General features: G+C 38.3%; 18 protein-coding genes and 2 tRNA genes. 11 read left to right on the forward strand and 9 right to left on the reverse strand.

Annotated elements, in window-relative coordinates:
* The first annotated feature begins 38 nt into the window (after nt 1-38).
* Genes fabD through HA632_RS04040 form a run of 3 tightly spaced genes read left to right on the forward strand, consistent with a single transcriptional unit; the run spans nt 39 to nt 1,854 of the window.
* Nucleotides 39-911, forward strand: coding sequence for an ACP S-malonyltransferase (fabD, locus tag HA632_RS04030; RefSeq protein ID WP_176305926.1), 873 nt, complete (start codon nt 39-41; stop codon nt 909-911).
* A complete protein-coding gene (locus tag HA632_RS04035; RefSeq protein ID WP_176305927.1) occupies nt 911-1,591 on the forward strand; it encodes a peptidoglycan DD-metalloendopeptidase family protein in 681 nt (226 codons plus the stop codon). The genes fabD and HA632_RS04035 overlap by 1 nt, the downstream gene beginning before the upstream one ends.
* A gap of 5 nt (nt 1,592-1,596) precedes the next feature.
* Nucleotides 1,597-1,854 (forward strand): hypothetical protein, encoded by a 258-nt coding sequence (locus HA632_RS04040; RefSeq protein WP_176305928.1) that lies wholly within the window; start codon nt 1,597-1,599, stop codon nt 1,852-1,854.
* Nucleotides 1,855-1,885: 31 nt separating this feature from the next.
* Here the strand turns inward: HA632_RS04040 and HA632_RS04045 are convergent, their stop codons facing one another.
* From HA632_RS04045 to HA632_RS04055, 3 genes are all read right to left on the reverse strand, one after another.
* Nucleotides 1,886-2,833 (reverse strand): DMT family transporter, encoded by a 948-nt coding sequence (locus HA632_RS04045; protein WP_176305929.1) that lies wholly within the window; start codon nt 2,831-2,833, stop codon nt 1,886-1,888.
* 44 nt (nt 2,834-2,877) lie between these two features.
* Nucleotides 2,878-3,891 (reverse strand): UDP-glucose 4-epimerase GalE, encoded by a 1,014-nt coding sequence (gene galE / locus HA632_RS04050; RefSeq protein WP_176305930.1) that lies wholly within the window; start codon nt 3,889-3,891, stop codon nt 2,878-2,880.
* 72 nt (nt 3,892-3,963) lie between these two features.
* Entirely contained in the window at nt 3,964-5,094 is a 1,131-nt protein-coding gene (locus tag HA632_RS04055; protein WP_176305931.1) for a DegT/DnrJ/EryC1/StrS aminotransferase family protein, read from the reverse strand.
* Nucleotides 5,095-5,190: 96 nt separating this feature from the next.
* Between HA632_RS04055 and HA632_RS04060 the strand changes: the two genes are divergently transcribed.
* The 3 genes from HA632_RS04060 (at nt 5,191) to HA632_RS04070 (ending at nt 8,966) form a co-directional block, all read left to right on the forward strand.
* On the forward strand, nt 5,191-6,432 hold the full coding sequence (locus tag HA632_RS04060; RefSeq protein WP_176305932.1) for a 3-deoxy-D-manno-octulosonic acid transferase: 1,242 nt from the start codon (nt 5,191-5,193) through the stop codon (nt 6,430-6,432).
* Between the two features lie 36 nt (nt 6,433-6,468).
* Entirely contained in the window at nt 6,469-8,613 is a 2,145-nt protein-coding gene (locus HA632_RS04065) for a S46 family peptidase (RefSeq protein ID WP_176305933.1), read from the forward strand.
* A gap of 158 nt (nt 8,614-8,771) precedes the next feature.
* Complete coding sequence (locus HA632_RS04070) at nt 8,772-8,966, forward strand: hypothetical protein (RefSeq protein WP_176305934.1); 195 nt, start codon at nt 8,772-8,774, stop codon at nt 8,964-8,966.
* A gap of 80 nt (nt 8,967-9,046) precedes the next feature.
* Here HA632_RS04070 and HA632_RS04075 read toward each other — a convergent pair whose 3' ends face one another.
* The 4 genes from HA632_RS04075 to mutS form a co-directional block, all read right to left on the reverse strand.
* Complete coding sequence (locus HA632_RS04075; RefSeq protein WP_176305935.1) at nt 9,047-9,397, reverse strand: DUF1508 domain-containing protein; 351 nt, start codon at nt 9,395-9,397, stop codon at nt 9,047-9,049.
* A 168-nt stretch (nt 9,398-9,565) separates the two neighbouring features.
* Nucleotides 9,566-9,651, reverse strand: a tRNA-Leu gene (locus tag HA632_RS04080).
* 14 nt (nt 9,652-9,665) lie between these two features.
* Nucleotides 9,666-9,738, reverse strand: a tRNA-Gly gene (locus HA632_RS04085).
* Nucleotides 9,739-9,879: 141 nt separating this feature from the next.
* A complete protein-coding gene (gene mutS, locus HA632_RS04090) occupies nt 9,880-12,486 on the reverse strand; it encodes a DNA mismatch repair protein MutS (protein ID WP_176305936.1) in 2,607 nt (868 codons plus the stop codon).
* A gap of 152 nt (nt 12,487-12,638) precedes the next feature.
* Between mutS and HA632_RS04095 the strand changes: the two genes are divergently transcribed.
* The 3 genes from HA632_RS04095 to HA632_RS04105 all read left to right on the forward strand — a co-directional run bounded on the left by HA632_RS04095 (nt 12,639) and on the right by HA632_RS04105 (nt 15,908).
* On the forward strand, nt 12,639-13,103 hold the full coding sequence (locus HA632_RS04095; protein ID WP_176305937.1) for a DUF1573 domain-containing protein: 465 nt from the start codon (nt 12,639-12,641) through the stop codon (nt 13,101-13,103).
* 106 nt (nt 13,104-13,209) lie between these two features.
* Nucleotides 13,210-13,740, forward strand: coding sequence for an RNA methyltransferase (locus HA632_RS04100; protein ID WP_176305938.1), 531 nt, complete (start codon nt 13,210-13,212; stop codon nt 13,738-13,740).
* A 65-nt stretch (nt 13,741-13,805) separates the two neighbouring features.
* Nucleotides 13,806-15,908 carry a T9SS type B sorting domain-containing protein gene (locus HA632_RS04105; protein WP_176305939.1) on the forward strand — a complete coding sequence of 701 codons (2,103 nt, stop codon included), beginning with the start codon at nt 13,806-13,808 and terminating at the stop codon, nt 15,906-15,908.
* A gap of 4 nt (nt 15,909-15,912) precedes the next feature.
* On the opposite strand, the gene folK is transcribed toward HA632_RS04105, so the two are convergent.
* The gene (gene folK / locus HA632_RS04110; protein WP_176305940.1) at nt 15,913-17,046 is read right to left on the reverse strand and encodes a 2-amino-4-hydroxy-6-hydroxymethyldihydropteridine diphosphokinase; all 1,134 of its coding nucleotides are present in this window, start codon (nt 17,044-17,046) and stop codon (nt 15,913-15,915) included.
* 178 nt (nt 17,047-17,224) lie between these two features.
* Here folK and HA632_RS04115 point away from each other — a divergent pair, with 178 nt between their 5' ends.
* Entirely contained in the window at nt 17,225-19,840 is a 2,616-nt protein-coding gene (locus HA632_RS04115) for an AsmA-like C-terminal region-containing protein (RefSeq protein ID WP_176305941.1), read from the forward strand.
* Nucleotides 19,841-19,903: 63 nt separating this feature from the next.
* On the opposite strand, the gene HA632_RS04120 is transcribed toward HA632_RS04115, so the two are convergent.
* Nucleotides 19,904-20,698: a DUF2797 domain-containing protein gene (locus HA632_RS04120; protein WP_176305942.1), complete on the reverse strand. Its 795-nt coding sequence runs from the start codon at nt 20,696-20,698 to the stop codon at nt 19,904-19,906.
* Nucleotides 20,699-20,777: 79 nt separating this feature from the next.
* Here HA632_RS04120 and HA632_RS04125 point away from each other — a divergent pair, with 79 nt between their 5' ends.
* Nucleotides 20,778-22,310 carry a GH3 auxin-responsive promoter family protein gene (locus HA632_RS04125; RefSeq protein WP_176305943.1) on the forward strand — a complete coding sequence of 511 codons (1,533 nt, stop codon included), beginning with the start codon at nt 20,778-20,780 and terminating at the stop codon, nt 22,308-22,310.
* Nucleotides 22,311-22,334: the final 24 nt, after the last annotated feature.

Here is a 22,334-nt window from a genome sequence, read left to right on the forward strand (position 1 = left end):
AATACTATTTTTGCTTTTCAAAACAATAAAGTAATCTAATGAAAGCATACGTATTCCCCGGTCAAGGTGCTCAATTCACCGGTATGGGCAAAGACTTATATGAAAATTCGGCCGTAGCCAAAGAGCTGTTCGAAAAAGCCAACGAAATTTTAGGTTTCCGCATCACCGACATTATGTTTGAGGGTAGCGCAGAAGCATTAAAAGAAACCAAAGTAACGCAACCCGCAGTGTTTTTGCACTCGGTAATCTTGGCCAAAACTTTAGAAAACTTCACCCCTGATATGGTTGCCGGTCACTCGCTTGGCGAATTTTCTGCTTTGGTGGCCAATGGGACTTTGTCTTTTGAAGACGGTTTAAAATTGGTTTCCCAAAGAGCTTTAGCCATGCAAAAAGCCTGCGAAATCAAACCCTCAACGATGGCTGCAGTTTTAGGTTTGGAAGACAAAATTGTAGAAGACGTTTGTGCTTCTATTGATGGTGTTGTGGTGGCGGCAAATTATAATTGCCCGGGACAATTGGTTATCTCAGGTGAATTTTCAGCAGTAGAAAAAGCTTGTGAAGCGATGAAAGCAGCAGGTGCAAAAAGAGCTTTGTTGTTGCCTGTTGGCGGCGCATTCCACTCGCCAATGATGGAACCGGCTCGCGAAGAATTGGCCGCAGCAATTGAAGCTACAACCTTTAACACTCCGAGTTGTCTGGTTTATCAAAACGTTACGGCAAGCGCGGTATCTGATGCCCACGAAATCAAGAAAAACCTAATCATCCAATTGACCGCTCCGGTAAGATGGACACAATCGGTGCAACAAATGATAAAAGATGGCGCGACTAGTTTTACGGAAGTTGGACCCGGAAAAGTATTGGTTGGCTTGGTGAATAAAATCGACAGAGAAGTGGAAACGATTTCGGCTTAATGAAAGACTTACTCGAAATCTTGCGTCAAACCGAATCGGCTAAAGTCATTTCAAATGACATTGCTTATGCGGATTATGTGTCGTTGGATTTATCGGTGACCAATGAAAATTTGGCTGCTGAAAAATTAGCCACGGCTAAAGATTACGAGAATTACATTCAGAATTATTTAGAAAATCATCAAGCTCAAATTGCCTTTGGCGGTTATAACGAAATCCGTAATTTATACCAAAGAAGTACTGTTTTCAAAAATAACAATACCGACGAACGCAACATTCACATTGGTTTAGATTTATGGATTAACGAATCGGCTCCCATTTATGCCGCGTTAGAAGGTAAAATCCACAGCTTTCAAAATAATGATGCCTTGGGTGATTATGGTCCGACGATTATTTTGGAGCACGAAATCGAAGGATTCACTTTCCATACTTTGTACGGTCATTTGAGTTTGGATAGTTTAACCGGCAAAAAAGTAGGTGATTTTGTTAAGAAAGGCGAACAAATCGCTACCTTGGGCTTGCCTCCTATTAATGGTGATTATGCGCCGCATTTGCATTTTCAAATCATCATCGACATGGAAAATAAAAAAGGTGATTATCCAGGCGTTTGCAATTCAAAAACCTTAGCATTCTATTTGCGGAACTGTCCTGACCCGAATTTGTTATTAAAAATTAAATCATAATTATCATGAAGAAGTTAATTTTATCCTTTGCCTTGATAGCTTTATTAGCTTCTTGCAAAGACGAAACTAAAGAAAAGCTTGATGCAGCTAAAGACGCAGTAACCGAAGAAGTAAAAGAAAAAATTGATTCGGCAAAAGTCAAAGCGGAGAGCAAATTAGATTCTTTAAAAGAAAAAACCAAAGCCGAAATTGACAGCGCTAAAATCAAAAGCGCCACCAAATTGGAAGAAGCCGCCAAAAAATTAAAAGAATCGGCTAAATAGAAATTAAATCCTCATTAAAAGTGAGGATTTTTTATTTAGATTGCTTCGCCAGTTCGCTGTCGCTCGTGTCGGGCTGTTTAGACTTACCACGGGTTCGTTTGTAATTAGTAATAAATACACCCAAAATAATCAAGACAGTAGCAATGACAAAGTCGAAGGTAATCACTTCATCCAACAACAACCAACCCAGGAAAACCGCAATAATAGTATTGATATAATTGAGTACAGAAACTTGAGTGGCTGTGACTCTTTTCAAAGCATAGTGGTAGGCGAAAAAAGCAATCACGGAGCCAAAAACGGAAAGGTATAAAGTAGCAAATATACTTCTCGAGCTCCACGCATTGAAATCCACATCAGGATTTAATATTAGCGCCAAAACAAACTGAATTATCGCAGCGATTGAAAATTGGTAAAATAAATTCAAAGCAATGTTATTCGACTTGTGCGTGTGCATTTTCGTGTAAACCGTTCCAACTGACCAAGATAAAATAGCAATACTCAAGTAAAAGATTCCGGTTTTGTAATTGGGATCTAAAATATCGCCTAAGCCATCTCTGAATATAAAAACGACCCCTAAGAAACCCACCATTACACCCAGAAATCCTTTGATACTTGGTTTTTGTTGTCCAATCATGGTTCCGCCTAAAAAAACGACCAAGGGCGAAAGTGCACTGAGTATAGAAGTCAAACCACTCGGAACACTTTGCTCTGCAATGGTAGTAAAGCCATTGGCCAAAACAATCATCAAAATCGCCGGTATAAATTGGAGTTTAAAGTTTTCCCACCCAATCCAAGCCAATTGTTTTTTATACAATAAAATAACCAAAATTATCAAAGCCGCTAAACCTTGTCGGGTGGAAGTTATGTACCAAGGTTGCATGGTTTCAACGGCGACACGAATGCCTAAATAAGTGGTACCCCAAACTACCGCTACTGTAAATAGACAGAATAATAATTTGAAATCGGGTTTTTCATTCATTTAAAAAAGAGATTTGCAACACTTAAGTTGCTGTTTTTAGAGTCTTAACTTCTAACTTTTTGCTCCCATTTCCAGGCAGAGGCCAAAGCTTCTTCTAAAGACAATTCAGTCTTCCATCCCAGAACTTCTCTTGCTTTATCAGTATTGGCGTATGCCTGAATCACATCGCCTTCTCTTCGAGCTACCATTTTATAAGGTAATTTTTGTCCGGATACTTTTTCGAATGCCTGAATTACTTGCAAAACAGAGCTTCCGGTGCCGGTTCCTAAGTTGAAGGTTTCTACTTTCTCTAAATTTTGTTGGTCTAATAAACGTTGTAAAGCCACAACGTGTGCTTTCGCCAAATCTACTACATGAATATAATCGCGAATACAAGTGCCGTCAAGCGTTGGATAATCATTCCCGAAAACCGATAATTCCTGACGTAAACCCATGGCGGTTTGGGTGATAAATGGCACTAAATTTTGCGGTACACCTAAGGGTAATTCACCAATTTCAGCGCTTGGATGTGCTCCGATTGGATTAAAGTAGCGAAGTAAAATGGAATTTAAATTGGTAACTCTGGCAACATCCACAATAATTTCTTCCCCAATTTGCTTGGTATTTCCGTAAGGAGATATTGCCGGCTGTATCGAAGCATCTTCGGTAATTGGCATGACTTCAGCCTGACCGTAAACCGTGCAGGAAGAACTGAAAATAAAATTAGCTTGTGGCAATGTTGTGAGTTCTTGCAATACGTAAACCAACGCATTGATGTTGTTCTCGTAGTACAATAAAGGATTTTCGACACTCTCACCTACCGCTTTTGAGGCTGCAAAATGAATAACGCCTACTACATCATGGTGCTTTTTGAAGAAATTTTGAACCGCTGCTTTTTCTCTTAAATCGATGTTTTCAAAAAAAGGCTTTTTCCCGGTTATCTTTTCAATCCCATCTAAAACCGCAATGGATGAATTTGACAAATTATCAATCACTACTACTTCAAAACCTTGGTTTTGCAATTCAACCACGGTATGTGAACCTATAAATCCTAATCCGCCTGTTACTACTACTTTCATAAATTAAGTTGTCGGTTGTTGGTTGTCGGTTGTTAGATGAAAAACCATCAACTATCAACCATAAACCATCAACTATTTTAAAAACTCTAAAACGCTGTCGGTGATGAATTTAATTTGTTCGTCATCTAATTCGGTGTGCATTGGCAATGAAATTACTTCTTTTACCAACTGATTAGTTACCGGAAAATCTTCCTCTTTGTAACGTGAATCCGCATAAGCTTTCTGACTGTGCAACGGAATCGGATAATAAATCGCGCACGGAATTCCTTTCGCCAATAAATGTTCCATCAAACCATTTCTGTCGGCATCAATAATTCTCAATGTATATTGGTGGAAAACGTGGCAATCACAGATATCACAAATCGTTGGTGCAATAATATTTTTATGGCCTTCAAAGGCTGCCGAGTATTTACGAGCCGCATCTTGACGCGCTTTTCCATAAGCATCTAAGAAAGGCAATTTAGCATTCAAAACACCGGCTTGAATACTATCTAAACGAGAATTTACGCCTACTACATCATGGTGATAACGCACATACATTCCGTGATTTACTATTCCTCTGATTTTGTGTGCCAATGCATCATCGTTGGTAAAAATGGCACCACCATCGCCGTAACAACCTAAGTTTTTAGAAGGGAAAAATGAGGTTGAAGCTACGTGACCAATCGTTCCCGCTTTCTTTTTAGTACCGTCAGAGAATTTACAGTTGGCGCCAATGGCTTGGGCATTGTCTTCAATTACATATAAATTATGTTCTTTGGCAATCGCCATAATGGCTTCCATGTTGGCAGCGCGACCAAACAAATGTACAGGTACAATGGCTTTGGTTTTGGGCGTAATCGCTTTCTTGATCGCCTCGATAGAAATGTTCATATTTACGATATCCACATCCACCAAAACCGGAGTCAATTGTAACAATGCAATTACTTCAACAGTGGCGGCAAACGTAAAATCGGCAGTAATGACTTCATCGCCCGGTTTTAAATCCAAGCCCATCATAGCAATTTGCAAAGCATCAGTTCCGTTGGCACAAGGAATCACGTGTTTCACGTCTAAATATTCCTCAAGATTTTTCTGAAATTCGTGAACCAATGGTCCGTTAATATAAGTAGTAGTATCTAAAACCTCCTGAATCGAAGCGTTTACGGTGTCTTTTATTTTTTCGTATTGACTTTTTAAGTCAACCATCTGAATTTTTCTCATGTTCTAAAAAATTATGAGTAGCAAAAGTAAGAAATTCTGAAGTAGAATTCCATGTTCCGTAAAAGAAACGTATTTTAGCGCATCAAAATTTTAGGGATGTTTTTTTTATACAATATTTTACTGGTTTTGGCTTCACAACTTGTGAAAGTATTGGCACTTTTCAGTCCCAAAATAAAACTGTTTGTCAACGGCAGAAAAAGTGTTTTTGAAACTTTAGCGGCCAAAATTAATCACAAAGATCAAACCATTTGGTTTCATGCGGCTTCTTTAGGCGAATACGAACAAGGGTTGCCGGTCATGGAACGCATCAAGCAGGAATTTCCAAATCACAAAATTGTACTGACTTTTTTCTCGCCTTCGGGTTATGAAGTTCGCAAAAACAATCCGATTGCGGATGTAACGGTTTATTTGCCTTTGGACACCCAATTGAACGCTCAAGAATTTTTGAAATGGGTTCATCCCGACTTGGTTTTCTTTATAAAATATGAATATTGGCCGAATTATTTGAATGAATTGAAGAAATCGAATATCAAAACCTATTTGATTTCCGGGATTTTCAGAGAGAAGCAAGCTTTTTTCAAGTGGTATGGCGGATTTTATCGCAATGCATTGAAAACCTTTGACTACTTTTTTGTCCAAAATGAAAGCTCTAAAAAATTGCTTCAATCTTTGGGTTACCAAAATGTAAAAATTTCAGGCGATACACGATTTGACCGAGTGGTTTCTATTTTAGAGCGGAACAATTCGTTGGATTTTATAGCACAATTTAAAAACAATACCACAACGATTGTCATTGGAAGTTCTTGGCCCAAAGACGAAAATTTATTGGTGAACTTTATCAACCAAGCCAATGCCGATGTCAAGTTCATCATCGCACCGCATAACATTAAAACGGAACAAATTTCGAATCTTCAATCTCAAATTACAAAATCAACTGTTTTATTTTCGGAAAAGGAAAACCGAAATTTGACCGAATTTCAAGTTTTTATCATTGACACCATCGGTATTTTGACCAAAATTTACAGTTATGCTGATATTGCTTATGTTGGCGGCGGCTTTGGTAATCCGGGCGTGCACAATATTTTAGAACCGGCAACTTTTGGAATTCCGATTGTGGTTGGTCCGAATTATTCGCATTTTGCAGAAGCTACGGCCTTGGTTAATATGGAAGGTTGTATCTCCATTTCAAATCAAAGTGAGCTCAATGATGCTTTGCAAAATTTAATTTCAAACGAAGACATTCGCCATGAAAAAGGACACATTTGCGAGACTTTTGTCCAAATGAATATCGGCGCCACCGATGTTATTTTGAGGCATATTTGTAACAACTCAAACTAAAAACAAACAAATAAACTTAACAAACAAACCAAGCTCATGAAATTTTTAAGACTTCTTCTCTTATTTGTTTTTGTTCAAACCCAGGCCCAACAAGGCGGCATGTGGATTCCTTCTTTATTGAAAGGAATGAACGAAACCGAAATGAAAAATTTAGGCATGAAAATCAGTGCCGATGACATTTATGCTGTCAATAAATCCAGTTTAAAAGATGCCGTACCTCATTTTGACGGTGGTTGTACTGCAGAAGTCATATCCGACAAAGGATTGATTTTAACCAATCACCACTGTGGTTATGACAACATTCAAAGTCATTCCACGGTTGAGCACGATTACTTGACTGATGGTTTTTGGGCTTATAAAATGGAAGACGAATTGCCCAACAAGGACTTATTTGTAACCTTCATCATTCGAATTGAAGATGTAACTACAAAGGTTCTTGAAGGCGTAACAAGTTTGTCCTCTGAAACAGAAAAGCAGAAAAAAATTCAAGAAAATATAGGTGTTTTGAGTCGAACATTACCCAAAGAATCTTGGCAGGAAAACAGCATCAGAACGTTTTATGACGGCAACCAATACCTCTTATTTGTAACCGAAACTTTCCGCGATGTGCGTTTAGTTGGCGCACCACCAAGTTCTATTGGAAAATTCGGTTCCGATACGGACAACTGGGTTTGGCCAAGACATACCGGTGATTTTTCATTGTTTAGAATTTATGCCGATAAAAACAATCGCCCGGCGGCTTACTCTCCCGAAAATGTTCCTTACAAGCCCAAATATTTCTTCCCTATTTCTATCAAAGGATTGAAAGAAAATGATTTTACCATGGTAATGGGTTATCCGGGAAGAACCCAAGAATATTTACCGGCAGTGGCTGTTGAGCAAATTGTAACCACTTTGAATCCGGCTAAAGTTGAGATTCGCGATGCCGCATTGAAAGTGCAAAACGAATTCATGCGAAAAGACAACGCGATTAAAATTCAATACGCCTCTAAAAATGCCAGCATGGCCAATTCCTGGAAAAAATGGATGGGCGAAACCAAAGGATTGAAAAAATCTAATGCTGTAGGTATTAAAAAAGAATTTGAAGCCGGCTTTCAGCAAAAAGTAACCGCTGCCGGAAAACAAGCAGAATATGGTAATTTATTGGCTGATTTTGAAAAAAATTACGCAGAAATCAGAGACTATGCTTTGGCCAGAGATGTATTTACAGAAGTGGCTTTGCGCAACACTGAAATTCTGAGTTTGGGCTATAAATTATACCAGTTAGAGCAAATTTACAACACCAAAGGAGAGCAATCTTTCAATGACCGAAGAAACAATTTAATCAATGGTTTAGGCGATTTTTACAAAGATTTTAATGCGAATGTTGACGAAAAAGTCTTTGAAAAATTGATAGAAATTTACGCGAAAAAATATCCGAAACAGTTTTTGCCTAGTGCTTTTGAAAATGTCAATGCTACAAGTTTGGCTACCGAAGTTTTTACACAATCGCAACTGGTGAGTTATGACAAAATAAAAGTATTACTAACCGGTGAAAGCAAAACCGTTTTAGAAAACTTGAATAAAGACAAAGGATTCCAAGTGATTAAAGCCATGGCGGATGGTTATTTGAAAAACGTGGCACCAAAATATGATGAAATCAATTTGAGAAATGTGGCCACACAAAGAACGTATATGAAAGCCATTTTAGAATTGAGCCAAAAGTCAGACCGAATTTTCCCGGATGCTAACAGTACTTTTAGAGTGACTTACGGTAAGATTAAAGGGTACAAGCCTAATGATGCAGTGGTTTACGAACCGTTTACTTATTTAGACGGTGTGATGGAGAAATACATTCCGGGTGATTATGAATTTGATGTTCCTCAAAAACTAATAGATTTATACAATACTAAGGACTACGGAAATTACGGTGTGAAAGGCAAAATGCCGGTAGCGTTTATAGCTACAAATCACACCACAGGAGGAAACTCCGGTAGCCCGGCACTTGATGCTAACGGAAATTTAATTGGCCTGAATTTTGACAGAGTATGGGAAGGAACAATGAGCGACATTTATTACTCTCCTGAAATATGCCGAAACATCATGGTTGACATCCGTTATGTATTGTTTGTAATCGATAAATTTGCCGGTGCGGATAATTTAATCAAAGAGATGAAAATTATAACTCCAAAGAAAAAATAGAAGAAATTAAGCAATTCTTAAGCTTTGGCATGATTGTTGTGAAGTAAAAACCGAAGCAAAATAGAGATTTTTAAAAAAAGTTAAATAAAAGTTTTTCCAAATAAAAAAATTTATATCTTTGCTCCGAATTAATAATTAACCTTTTATAATTAAGTAAGATGAAAAAAGTATTTTTAAGTTTAGCTGTTGTTGCTGCATTAACTGTAGTATCTTGTAAACAAGCTGAGGCTACTGACGCTGCTGCTGCTGATACAACTGTAGTTGATTCTCCAGCTGTTGAAACTCCAGAAGTTGCTGTTGATTCTCCAGCAGTTGATTCTCCAGCAGTTGAAGCTCCAGCTGAAAAAAAATAATTAGTAACTAATTATTTTTAAAAGAATTAAAGCCACGCAATGCGTGGCTTTCTTTTTTTATATAAACTCCAAAAAAAAAATTACAGCTCTGAAAAAATAGAGTCTCCGGCTGAAAAATCAAGAATTTCAGCTTTAGAACCGTATTTAACAATCTCCGAAATCCCTTTTTGCATCATCAACTCCGTCGAGTACTTTCGGCTCGTCGCCAAAACCGTTTCGGCCTTCATCAACTTAAAAAAACACTTGCCTTTAGCGGTTTTAAACCTAAGAAACCGACAAGCATCGATCGAAACCCTGAAATCCTCGATAGCTTCCTCACATTCAAAACGAAGTTCGTAATCGGCACTGGTAAAAATAGTCTTCCCTTTCCTGGAGACAAACTCAAATTTGTAAAGGTCATTCAATCTTTTAGTGATAACAAAAGTTCCCATAAGAATTTAAAGTAATTAAAATAAAAAAAGTCCCTAATGTTAATTAGAGGCTTTTGCTTTCAAAGCAGCTTCGAAGTTACGAAGTTGAATCCGCAAAAGCTACAGTCATATTTAAAAATCAAAGTGAAAAACATAAAAAAAGCCTCTAACATAAAGTTAGAGGCTTTGTACTCAAGGCGGGACTTGAACCCGCACGAACATTGCTGTTCACTGGATTTTAAGTCCAGCGTGTCTACCAATTTCACCACTCGAGCATTATAAGTAGTTGAGCGAAAAACGGGGCTCGAACCCGCGACCTCGACCTTGGCAAGGTCGCGCTCTACCAACTGAGCTATTTTCGCATTTCAAATTTTGTAAGAACCGCAACACTTGTACCGTATTGCGGATGCAAATGTAATACTAAAATTGAATTATACAAACCTTTTTTGGAAAAAAACTTTTTGAAAATCTAATTCCCTGATTAGCAAAATCAACCGATAACGTTATTTTTTCAACAACATTCTTTTTAACTCATTTAGTTTCATCAAAGCTTCCACCGGCGTCAAAGTATTGATATCTAAATTCAGAATATCTTCTCTGATTTCTTCCAATAAAGGATCATCCATGCTGAAAATGTTGAGCTGCATTTCATCTTTGGCCGATTTTATGGTGTTGAGCGCCTCGCTGGAATGGTTTTTCTCGAGTTTCTTTAAAAGTTTTTGAGCTTTCTGAATCACCATTTGTGGCATCCCGGCCATTTTGGCTACGTGAATTCCGAAACTATGGGCGCTTCCGCCTTTGACCAATTTTCTGATGAAAAGCACATTGTCTTTTAACTCTTTGACCGAAACATTATAATTCTGAATTCTTGGCAACAGTTCACTCATTTCATTTAACTCATGATAGTGCGTCGCAAATAGTGTTTTTGGTCTTGCCGGATTTTCGTGTAAAAACTCAGCAATCGCCCAAGCTATCGAAATTCCGTCATAAGTACTGGTTCCTCGACCGATTTCATCTAACAAAACCAAACTTCTGTCTGAGATATTGTTCAAGATGGAAGCCGTTTCATTCATCTCCACCATAAAAGTCGATTCACCCATTGAAATGTTATCGCTCGCACCCACTCGAGTAAATATTTTGTCGACCACGCCCATTCTTACTTTTTCTGCCGGAACAAAACTTCCCATTTGTGCCAATAAAACAATTAAAGCGGTTTGTCTTAATATCGCTGACTTACCCGACATATTTGGTCCGGTAATCATAATTAATTGTTGGGTTTCTCTATCCAAGAAAACATCGTTGGCCACATAAGGAACACCCACCGGCAATTGCTTTTCAATCACGGGATGACGACCGTTTGTGATTTCCAATTCGAAAGTTTCGTCTAAAATCGGGCACACGTAATCATTCTCAATCGCCAGTTGCGCAAATGAAGTCAGGCAATCCAATTGGGCTACCAAATTAGCATTCAACTGTACTTGTTTGATATAAGTACCTATCCAAATCACCAATTGTTCAAACAAATGGCTTTCGATTTGGTGGATTTTTTCTTCGGCGCCAAGAATTTTGGTTTCATATTCTTTGAGTTCTTCGGTGATGTATCTTTCGGCATTGACTAATGTTTGCTTTCTGATCCATTCTGTCGGAACTTTATCTTTATGTGTATTTCTAACTTCAATATAATAGCCGAAAACATTATTGAAAGATATTTTCAACGAAGAAATTCCGGTGCGCTCAGATTCTCGGGCTTCAATGCCTTCCAAATATTCTTTGCCGGAAAATGCAATGCTTCTTAATTCGTCTAATTCAGTATGAACTCCTGTCGCAATCGCATTTCCTTTTGAAATCGCTACCGGTGCGTCTTGATTCAGTGTCGTTTTTATTTTTTCTCGAAGCAAATCACAAGCATGCAGATTGTCTCCAATCACGCGAACCGCTTCTTGCTTACTTGCTAACGCTATGGTCTTTATCGGAATAATGGCATCCAGAGATTCTTTTAAATAAATAACTTCGCGAGGTGAAATTTTTCCGGTAGCCACTTTAGAAATCAAGCGCTCCAAATCGGAAATCTGCTTGATTTGGTATTGGATTTTTTGAAGAATTTCCTGATTGTCTTTCAAATAAGAAACCACTTCGTGACGACCTCTTATTTTATTAATGTCTTTCAATGGCAAAGCCAACCAACGCTTCAACAAACGCGAACCCATTGGCGAAAGCGTTCGGTCAATCACATCCAAAAGCGTTACGGCATTTTGAGAATGACTGTGGTATAATTCTAAATTTCTAATGGTAAATCTATCCATCCAAACATAAGCATCTTCGGCTATGCGTTGGATATTGGTGATGTGCTGAACTTTATTGTGTTGGGTTTCCGATAAATAATACAAAATGGCGCCCGAAGCGATGATACCATCCGGTAATTCCTCTACGCCAAAACCTTTGAGCGAATTGGTCTGAAAATGATTTTGCAAAGTTTCTACCGCATAATCTTCCTTATAAACCCAATCTTCGAGATAAAACACATTAAAATCTTCCCCAAAAGACTCTTTGAATTGCCCTTTGTTGTTCTTTTGGATTAGAATCTCACTCGGGTTGAAATTTTGCAACAGTTTATCAATGTATTCTTCATTGCCTTGTGCCGTTAAAAATTCTCCGGTAGAAACATCTAAAAAGGCAACGCCTAATTGTTTCTTACCAAAATAAATCGAAGCCAAAAAATTATTAGCCCTTGAATTCAAAACCTCATCGTTCATCGAAACGCCCGGTGTTACCAATTCGGTTACTCCGCGTTTTACGATGGTTTTGGTCATTTTTGGATCTTCCAATTGGTCACAAATTGCTACGCGTAGTCCGGCTTTAACCAATTTAGGTAAATAAGTATTCAAAGAATGATGCGGAAATCCGGCTAAAGCGGTTTCTGTTTCTGAACCGGCGCCGCGTTTGGTTAAAACGATACCCAATATTTTAGAAGCCCGAATCGCATCTTCCCCAAAGGTTTCATAAAAATCGCCTACTCTAAACAACAAACACGCATCGGGATACTTTCTTTTGATCTCGTTGTATTGCTTCATTAAAGGCGTTTCCTTGGCTTTGTTTTCTTTGGCTGACAATGGATTTTGTATTAAATTTATAAGAAAGCGAATTTAATTATTTTAGACCGAATTGCTGATGCAAAAAAAATTAATTTAATATTAAGGCAAAAAAAATGACTCGGTTTTAAATTTTGGATAGATTTGCTACAGAAACTTAAAAACATAATACGATGAAAAAAATAATTTTACTTGCTGCCTTAGTTGCCTTTGGCGTTACAAACTCTAATGCTCAAACAGCAAAAAAAGTGGCTACAAAAACAGCTGCAAAAGCAGAAACTCCAAAAGTTGACGGACCGGGAATGTTATTCGAAAACGAAACTATTGATTACGGAACAATTCCTGCTAACTCTGACGGAAAAAGAGAATTTGTATTCGTTAACAACGGAACAAAACCATTAATCATTGAAAGCACTCAAGGTTCTTGCGGATGTACCGTTCCTTCTAAACCGGAAAAACCAATCCAACCAGGAGAAAGAGGTGTAATCGGAGTGAAATATGACACTTCAAGAGCCGGACAATCTTTCCAAAAAACAGTTACTGTAAAATCAAACGCAGTAGGTCAAGAAAATAAAGTTTTGACAATCAAAGGAAATGTATTGCCAGCTGAAACTAAAGTTGAGCCTACAAAAAGCTAATCGTACTTAATTATAAATTCTAAAAAGTCCTGATTTAATCGGGACTTTTTTTTTGAATATCTTTGCCGTATTGCGGAGAGGCAATCATATAAATAAAAAGAAAGAAATGCGAAAGCTTGAAAATAAAGAATTAGAACGCAAATCGGTTGCCGACTTTAAAGAAGCCGAAAAAACACCCATCATTATCATTCTTGATGACATCAGAAGTCTTCATAATATCGGTTCTGTTTTCAGAACAGCCGATGCCTTTTTGATTGAAAAGATATACCTGTGCGGCATTACCGCAATTCCTCCACACAAAGAAATTCACAAAACGGCTTTAGGCGCTACCGAAACGGTTACTTGGGAGTACCAAAAGGATGTCACCAACGTGATTCAAAATCTTAAAAAAGAAAACACTAAAGTATTTGCTGTAGAACAAGTTGAAAACGCGGTCTTTCTTCAGAATTTCAAAGTAGATAAAACCGTAAAATATGCCTTAGTCTTTGGCAATGAAGTCTTTGGCGTTTCTCAAAAAGCCATAGAACTTTGTGATGGATCCATTGAAATCCCTCAAATCGGCACCAAACATTCCTTAAACATATCCGTTAGTGCCGGAATTGTAGTTTGGGATTTTTTCCAAAAGATGAAATTTTAATTTCCAACTTACATTTAAGATAATTTTATAACAAAAAAGGTCAGTTTTTGATTATTTTTATGGCCATGAAAAAGAATTTCATTGCATTCTTAGTAATACTGTTTTGCACCTCACCCCTCACTTATGGGAGTGCATCTCTTTCTCTGAGCAAAATACAAACTGCCAATATTGCTCCTACGCTGACTGCTGTAGGAAATCAAATTTATTGTCCGGGCACATCGATGAAGATAGTTACTGATATGACCATCACTGATCCGGATGACACAGGAATTGATGCTATTTACATCCAGATTTCATCGGGTTATGATTTAGGGAATGATGCTTTGACATTGACCGGAACACATCCCAACATAAATGCAGGCTGGAACGCTACAACAGGAACATTAACATTGACAGGCATCACAGGGCAACCGACTTATATTGAATTGGTTGCAGCCATAAAAGACATTGAATTTACTTCCGGTGCAGCAAATCCTTCCGGCACTCGTAACTTTTCCATAACTATCGGACAGGCCAATTATCTTCCTTCAAATGGTCATTATTATCTTTACATTCCCAATTTAGGCATTACCTGGTCTTCCGCTAAAATAGCGGCACAAAACAGCACTTATTATGGATTGCAAGGTTATTTGGCGACCATAACCTCAGCAGAAGAAGCGCAAATTTCAGGCGAACAAACCACCGGTGCCGGTTGGATCGGCGGAAGCGACGAAGAAACAGAAGGGATTTGGAAATGGATGACCGGTCCGGAAATCGGCACTGTTTTCTGGAACGGAACTGCGACAGGTTTTACCAACAATTACGCCTTTTGGAATTCGGGAGAACCCAACAATGCCGGCAATGAAGATTATGCCCACATTACCGCTCCGGGAGTGGGGATTCCGGGCTCTTGGAATGATTTATCCAATACAGGAGATACCAGTGGAAATTACCAACCCAAAGGATATATAGTGGAATATGGCGGTACTCCTGGCGACCCTACCTTAAATATTGCCACAAGCACAACTTTGACTGTTGCCTCCATTACTTCTTCTACCTCGGCCTCAAGATGCGGCACGGGTTCGGTTACATTGCAAGCCGTTTCAAATACCGGAACGGTCAATTGGTATTCTGTTCCCACAGGCGGAACACCTATAGGCACCGGCAATTCTTTTGCCACGCCCGACATAGCTTCTACCACCCTATTTTACGCAGCGGCCCATTCGGGCGGTTGTCCTGACACTTCAAGAATTCCGGTGACCGCTTCGGTAACACCAAAGCCTGTTTTGACGGTAAGTTCTCCCTATTTTATGTGTGACGGGAGCAATACAACTATCAATTTGGTTACGACTTCGGGCATAATCTATTGGTATGATAGTCCAACAAGCACCTCTCCCATTTTTACCGGAACTCAATTTGCTGTGCCCAACATTCACCAAGACACATTTTTCTATGCTGAAGCCAATAATAACGGCTGTCTTTCTGATAGAGAAACTGTTGAAATTCAAGTTTATGCCTCACCTGTAGTGACAGACGAGGTTATTGAACTTTGTGAAGGAGATACAGCTGTTCTTAGTGCCGGAAATCCAAACATGACTTATCTTTGGTCGACCGGAGAAACAACACAAACCATTGTAAGCAATGGCTTAACCGACTATTCAGTTGTGGTAACAACACCGGCACCGGAAAGTTGTTCTAAAACAAAGAATTTCAGCATAACTTATCATGCGCAACCGGTAATTTCATCTATAGAAACTAATGGTTTAGAAGTAACCATCAACACCACCCAAAGTGGTGATTTTGAATATTCCTTAGATGGCATTGTATACCAAAATTCGAATGTTTTTACGGTAAGTGAAGGCGGAATGTATATAGGCTATGTCCGGGAAAGAAACCAATGTGGCTTTGATCAAAAAACCTTTATAGTAATCTCTGTTCCCGCTTTTTTTACGCCAAACGGAGATAATATTAACGATACTTGGTCAATCAAAGGCGCCAATTTCTTCCCCAATGCAGAAGTACTGATTTTTGATCGATTTGGAAAAATGATTGCGGTTTTAAATCATTACAATCCATTTTGGGACGGCACTTATAACGGCAATCTTTTACCCTCAACCGATTATTGGTTTGTAGCCAAAATAAACGACAGCACACCGGAAATTAAAGGACATTTTGCAATGTTGAGATAAAAAATTACTGAATTTTATTTCGAATTTCTTCTAACACAAAAACATAATCATCCTGATTGTTTAGAAAATCTCTGTTGGTTACGTCAATTATTAATACGTTCAAATCCTTTTGAGATTTGATATAATCTAAATATCCGTTGTTGATTTTTTCCAAATACTCCGCGGGAATTTCCTGCTCATAGCTTCTGCCTCGGGTTTTGATATTGGCCAAAAGTCTTTCGGTGCTTTGGTACAAATAAATATACAAATCGGGCTTAGGCATTTCTTTGTAGATGATATCAAACATCGTTTTGTACAAACGGAATTCATCTTCGGCCAAAGTCACTTTGGCAAAAATCAATGATTTAAAAATGTGATAATCGGCTACGATAAAGTCTTTGAACAAATCAAACTGTGCTAAATCATCAGATATTTGCTGATACCTGTCGGCCAAAAAAGACATCTCCAACGGAAACGCATACCGACTTTGGTCTTCATAAAATTTTGGCAAAAACGGATTGTCTGCAAATCGTTCCAATACGGTTTTAGCATTGAAATCCTCTGCTAATTTATTGGTTAATGTGGTTTTCCCCGCGCCAATATTTCCTTCTATCGCAATATAATTGAAATGGTCTAATTTGATTTTGGCTATCGGGATTTCGAGGTTTTGCACCACTTTACAATTGCTTTTATCTTCCGACAACACCAATAATTCGTGTAGGTATTTCTGCAAAATGGGATGACGCCAATCCAGGTTTAAATCGCGCATCGGCAACAACACAAACAAACGATTCTGCATTTCCGGATGCGGCACTTGCAATTTTTCGGAAGCAATGATTTCTTCATCAAAAGCGATGACATCAATATCTATAATTCGGGCTTGATACCCTTCTTTATCTTCTCGAACTCTGCCTAAGGCTTCCTCGAGCAACAAGACTTCTTCTAAGATTTGGTGTGCCGATTTGTGTGTATTCATAATTACCGCACAATTGTAAAACTTCTCGCTTTCAAAACCCCAAGACGGTGTTTCATAAAGTTTGGAAACCCTAATAATTGTCCCGACTTCCTGATGCAAATCATCAATACAACGCTCAATGTTTTCGAGACGGTTGCCTTGGTTGGTGCCCAATGATAGAATGACTTGATGCTGCTTGTTCATAGAAGCACAAATTAACTAAAACTATTTCAGAATATAGGCAAAAACCAACCGACTGTTAATAACAATTTCTCAACAATTCATTTGACTCAAAATCATAAAACTTCTATAAATAGTAACCGCTTTATGCCGAAAAGGCATTATTTTTGTTTAGCCAATGCGTAACTAAATCTATCACATCATGTTAAAGAAAATCCTGAAAATTGTCGGAATTGTTTTGTTGCTATTAGTGGTTTCCGCTTTTGCGATTCCGTATTTCTTTAAAGACCAAATCAAGGCCAAAATTCTAACGGCTATCAATGAAAAAGTAGATGCTAAAGTCGCTTTCTCAGATGCCGATTTGAGTTTGTTCAAAAACTTCCCGAATGCGAGTGTCAACATTGAAAAACTCTCTATCATCAACAAAGCGCCATTTGAAGGCGATACTTTAGTGGCTTTTGAAGAATTGAACCTAAAAATGTCTATTGGGCAATTGTTCAACAGCGATGACGAACCGATGCAAATTGACGGAATCGATTCGAAAAACGGACTGATTAACATTATTTTCAACAAAGATGGTGTTGGCAATTACGACATCGCCTTAAAAGAAGAAAGCAAAACCGATGATGGCAAAAGCAAACCGCTTTCTTTAAAAATAAAGGAATATTCTATAGAAAATTTTAAGTTCAAATATTACGATGAGAAGTCCAAAATCAAAATGGTTTTAGACAGCATCAATCACGAAGGCACAGGTGATTTTGCGGCTTCCAAATTGGATTTGACTACCAAAACCACCACCAAAGTTTCGCTCGATATGGACAAAGTCAACTACATGAAAAATGTAGCGCTTTCTTTGTATGCCGTTCTCGGAATCGATTTAGACCAAAGTAAATATACTTTCAAGAAAAACGAGGCCAAAATCAACGAATTGCCATTGAAATTTGATGGTTTTATCCAAATGACGGACGACGGACAAGTGTATGATTTGACTTTTCAAACGCCGTCTTCTTCCTTTAAAAACTTTTTGGGCTTGATTCCGGCGCAATATTCAAGCAATTTGAAAGGCGTAAAAACCAACGGTGATTTTACCGTAAAAGGTTTTGCCAAAGGAAAATTAACCGACACTACGGTACCGAAATTCAACATTGATATTGCTTCCAACAACGCTTCGTTCCAATATCCGAATTTGCCGAAATCGGTTCAAAATATTATTATCGATACTAAAATCATCAACGAAACCGGTTTGATGAACGATACTTATGTCAACTTAGACAAACTGTCTTTCCAAATCGATCAAGACGTGTTCAATGCCAAGGCGAATATTAAAAACATAGCCGAAAATGCTTTGGTCAATGCGGAACTCAAAGGCACAATCAATTTGGCCAATGTCACCAAAGCTTATCCTGTAAAATTAGACAAACCGTTAACCGGCGTTTTAAAAGCTGATGTAAAAACAGAATTTGATATGCAATCGGTTGAAAAAAGTGATTACGCCCGAATCAAAAATGCAGGAACGATGGATTTAACCGGTTTCAACTATACTGACGAAAACGGGAAAACGATGAAAATCAGTCGCGCATTGGTCTCATTTGATCCTAGTCGGGTGAATTTAAAACAATTCAATGCCACAACCGGAAAAACTGATTTAGCCGTAACCGGCGTTTTGGAAAATTTCTATGGCTTTATCTTTAAAAACCAAGAGTTGAAAGGCGACTTCAACCTGAGTTCAAATCAATTGGCGGTTAGTGATTTTATGACCACGGGAACAGAAACTACAAAAGAAGCCAAAGCCAGTGAGCCCATGAAAATTCCGGCGTTTTTGAATTGTTCCTTAACGGCCAAAGCCAATACGGTTTTATACGATAATTTAGTATTGAAAAATGTTTCCGGAAAAGTAATTATCAAGGATCAAAAAGCTACTTTAGAAAACGGGAAAACCGATATTTTTGGTGGCGCCATTACCTTTAACGGAGATGTTTCCACCAAAGAAAAAACACCGAAATTCAACATGGATTTAGGATTAAACGGCGTCGACATTCAACAAACCTTTACCCAATTAGACATGATGAGTAAAATTGCGCCCATTGCCGGTGTGATTAACGGCAAATTAAATTCCAAAATTAAACTATCGGGAAATCTGGATGCCAAAGAAATGACACCTGATTTAAAAAGCATTTCGGGCGATTTATTGGGTCAATTGCTTTCCACTACAGTAAATTCAAGCAATTCAACGTTATTGACCGCTTTGGACAATAAACTGGGCTTTGTGGATTTGACCAAATTAAACTTAAATGATTTGAAAGCGGCTTTAACTTTCAAAGACGGAAAAGTCAACGTAAAACCTTTTGATATAAAATACCAAGATATTAAAGCAACAATCGGCGGAACACACGGTTTTGACCAATTGATGAATTACAAAGTTGAGTTGGATGTTCCGGCTAAATATTTGGGCACCGATATCAATAATTTGATTGGAAAACTGACGCCGGCTGACGCTAAGAAATTTGAAACGATTCCAATAAACGCTTTACTTAGCGGGAATTTCAAAAATCCGAATGTAACCACCGACGTGAAACAAGCCACTACTACATTGGTCAACAACTTGGTGAAACAACAAAAAGACAAATTGGTTTCAGGCGGAAGAGATGCGCTGAACAATGTGATTTCAAACGCCACCAAACCCAAAACCGATTCAACCAAAACCGATGTGAAGAAAGACGTGCAAACCAAAGCGAACAGCTTGATCAAAGATTTGTTCAACAAAAAGAAAAAAGAAGCGCCAAAAACGGAAACACCGACACCGACGCCAACTAAATAAAAAAAGTCACGAACGAAGTGAACTGACGAAGTAAACCCTTTCAATTGAGAAAGGGTTTTTTATTTAAATGTTGATTTTAACCACATAACCTTCAAAAGTTCGGACGTTGAAAACAGTTCCGTCTTCAAACATTAAATATTGTCCTTTGATACCGGTTAGTTTTCCAGTGAAATTCGGTGATTTATCCAAGCTCAAACTAGTTACTTTACTAGGAAACTGCAGTACCGGATAATGCAATTCATATAAATCTTCTTTGTTTGGGTTAAAAAAATCTTGCACTTCGGTTGGAATCAGATTTTCGAGTTTTAATCGTTCTGCCATCAAATCAACTTCGGGCACATCGTTCTTGAGCATTTTTTGCCAATTGGTTTTATCGGCATAATGGTTTTTGAGCGCGACTTCGGTAATTCCGGCCAAATAACGATTTGGCACTTCTACAATCGGAATCGCTTGCACTGCGCCTTGGTCAATCCAACGCGTTGGAACTTGGGTATTTCGGGTTACGCCGACTTTCACTTCACTCGACAAGGCCAAATAAACAATATGAGGTTGCAACTGCACTTTCTTTTCATATTCCAAATCGCGGTCTTCAATGTCTAGATGAGCCGTGCTCAATTCGGGTTTCATAATCCAATCGCCCGCTGCAGCCGAGCTCATAAAGCAATCATAGCAAAATCCCTGACGGAAAATCTTTTTCTTTTTACCGCAATTCAAACATTGGTAACCCTGAAAAGAGATTTCCAACGATTTGTCTAACAATTGGTTTAGGCTCAAAAAACTGTTCTCAAACACCAGATAATACTGAATCGGATTAGAGAACTCGGTTTGCATTTTGGTTAATACACCTTCGTAAGTCATGTCTAATTTTAAAATTATTTTCTATATTTGGTAAAGTTATCATTACTAATTCGTAATTCATAATTCCCAATTCTAAAATATGCCTTTTCCAATTATCAATTCTATCGCCTCCTGGGTTTTGAAACAGCGCATTCACCAGATTGAGTTGTTTCTAAAATACCCTCATGAAGTGCAAAATGAGTTGTTGATGAACTTAATTCGGAATTGTGACGAAACGGTTTTAGGCAAAAAATACGATTTCGACAGCATTAAATCTTATGAAACCTTTGCCGAGCGAATCCCGGTTTCTTCTTATGAAGATTTGGAACCTTTGATTGAAGAAACCCGGAAAGGTTATCAGAATATTTTTTGGAACACACCCATCAAATGGTTCGCCAAATCGAGCGGAACAACTAATGCCAAAAGCAAGTTTATTCCGGTTAGCAACGAAGCCTTAGAAGACTGTCATTACAAAGCCAGCAAAGATTTGCTTTGTATGTATTTGAATAATAACGAGAATTCCGAAATGTTTTTGGGCAAAAGTTTGCGTCTCGGCGGCAGTTCTCAAATTTATGAAAACAACAATACTTTTTTTGGTGATTTATCTGCGATTCTGATTGAAAACATGCCGATGTGGGCCGAATTCAGCAGTACGCCCAGCAACAAGATTTCTTTGATGAGCGAATGGGAAAGCAAACTCACCGCAATTATCAACGAGACCAAGACCGAAAATGTAACCAGTTTTGCCGGTGTGCCTTCTTGGATGTTGGTGTTGCTAAACCGAATTTTAACCGAATCGGGAAAAGAAAACATGTTTGAGTTGTGGCCGAATTTGGAAGTCTATTTCCACGGCGGCGTGAGTTTTGAGCCCTACCGCGAACAATACAAAAAGATTTTACCGAAATCAGACTTTAAATACTACGAGATTTACAATGCTTCTGAAGGCTTTTTTGCCATTCAGGATTTGAATTATTCGAATGATTTGTTGTTGATGTTGGATTACGGCATTTTCTACGAATTCATTCCGATGGATACTTTTGGCACACCGCATCAAAAAATAGTGCGATTGGCCGAGGTGGAATTGTTCAAAAATTATGCTATGGTCATCACGACTAATGCCGGATTGTGGCGATATATGATTGGGGATACGGTTCGCTTTACTTCCTTAAGTCCGTACAGAATTCGCGTTTCAGGAAGAACAAAACACCATATTAATGTATTTGGCGAAGAGTTGATGGTAGAAAATACCGATACCGCCATTGCCAAAACTTGTTCGGCTCTAAACTGTGAAGTCATTGATTATACCGTAGCTCCGATTTTTATGGAAGGCAAAGAAAAAGGAGCACACGAGTGGATGATTGAGTTCAAAAAACATCCGGAAGACATGATTTTGTTCCAAAAAGTATTGGACGAAAATATTCAATCGGTTAACTCTGATTACGAAGCCAAGCGCTACAACAACATGACCTTAAACGAACTCAAAATCAATGTCGCCAGAGAAAATCTGTTCTATGATTGGCTCAAAGAAAACAACAAACTCGGAGGACAGCACAAGATTCCGCGGCTTTCGAACCAAAGGGATTATTTGGAACAGTTGAAACAAATGCAGCATGGTGTAAATTCTAAATTGTAAAATTTCAAGCCCAAAATTCTAATG

The sequence above is a fragment of the Flavobacterium sp. J49 genome (genome assembly GCF_011742145.1).
Taxonomy (GTDB): Bacteria; Bacteroidota; Bacteroidia; order Flavobacteriales; family Flavobacteriaceae; genus Flavobacterium.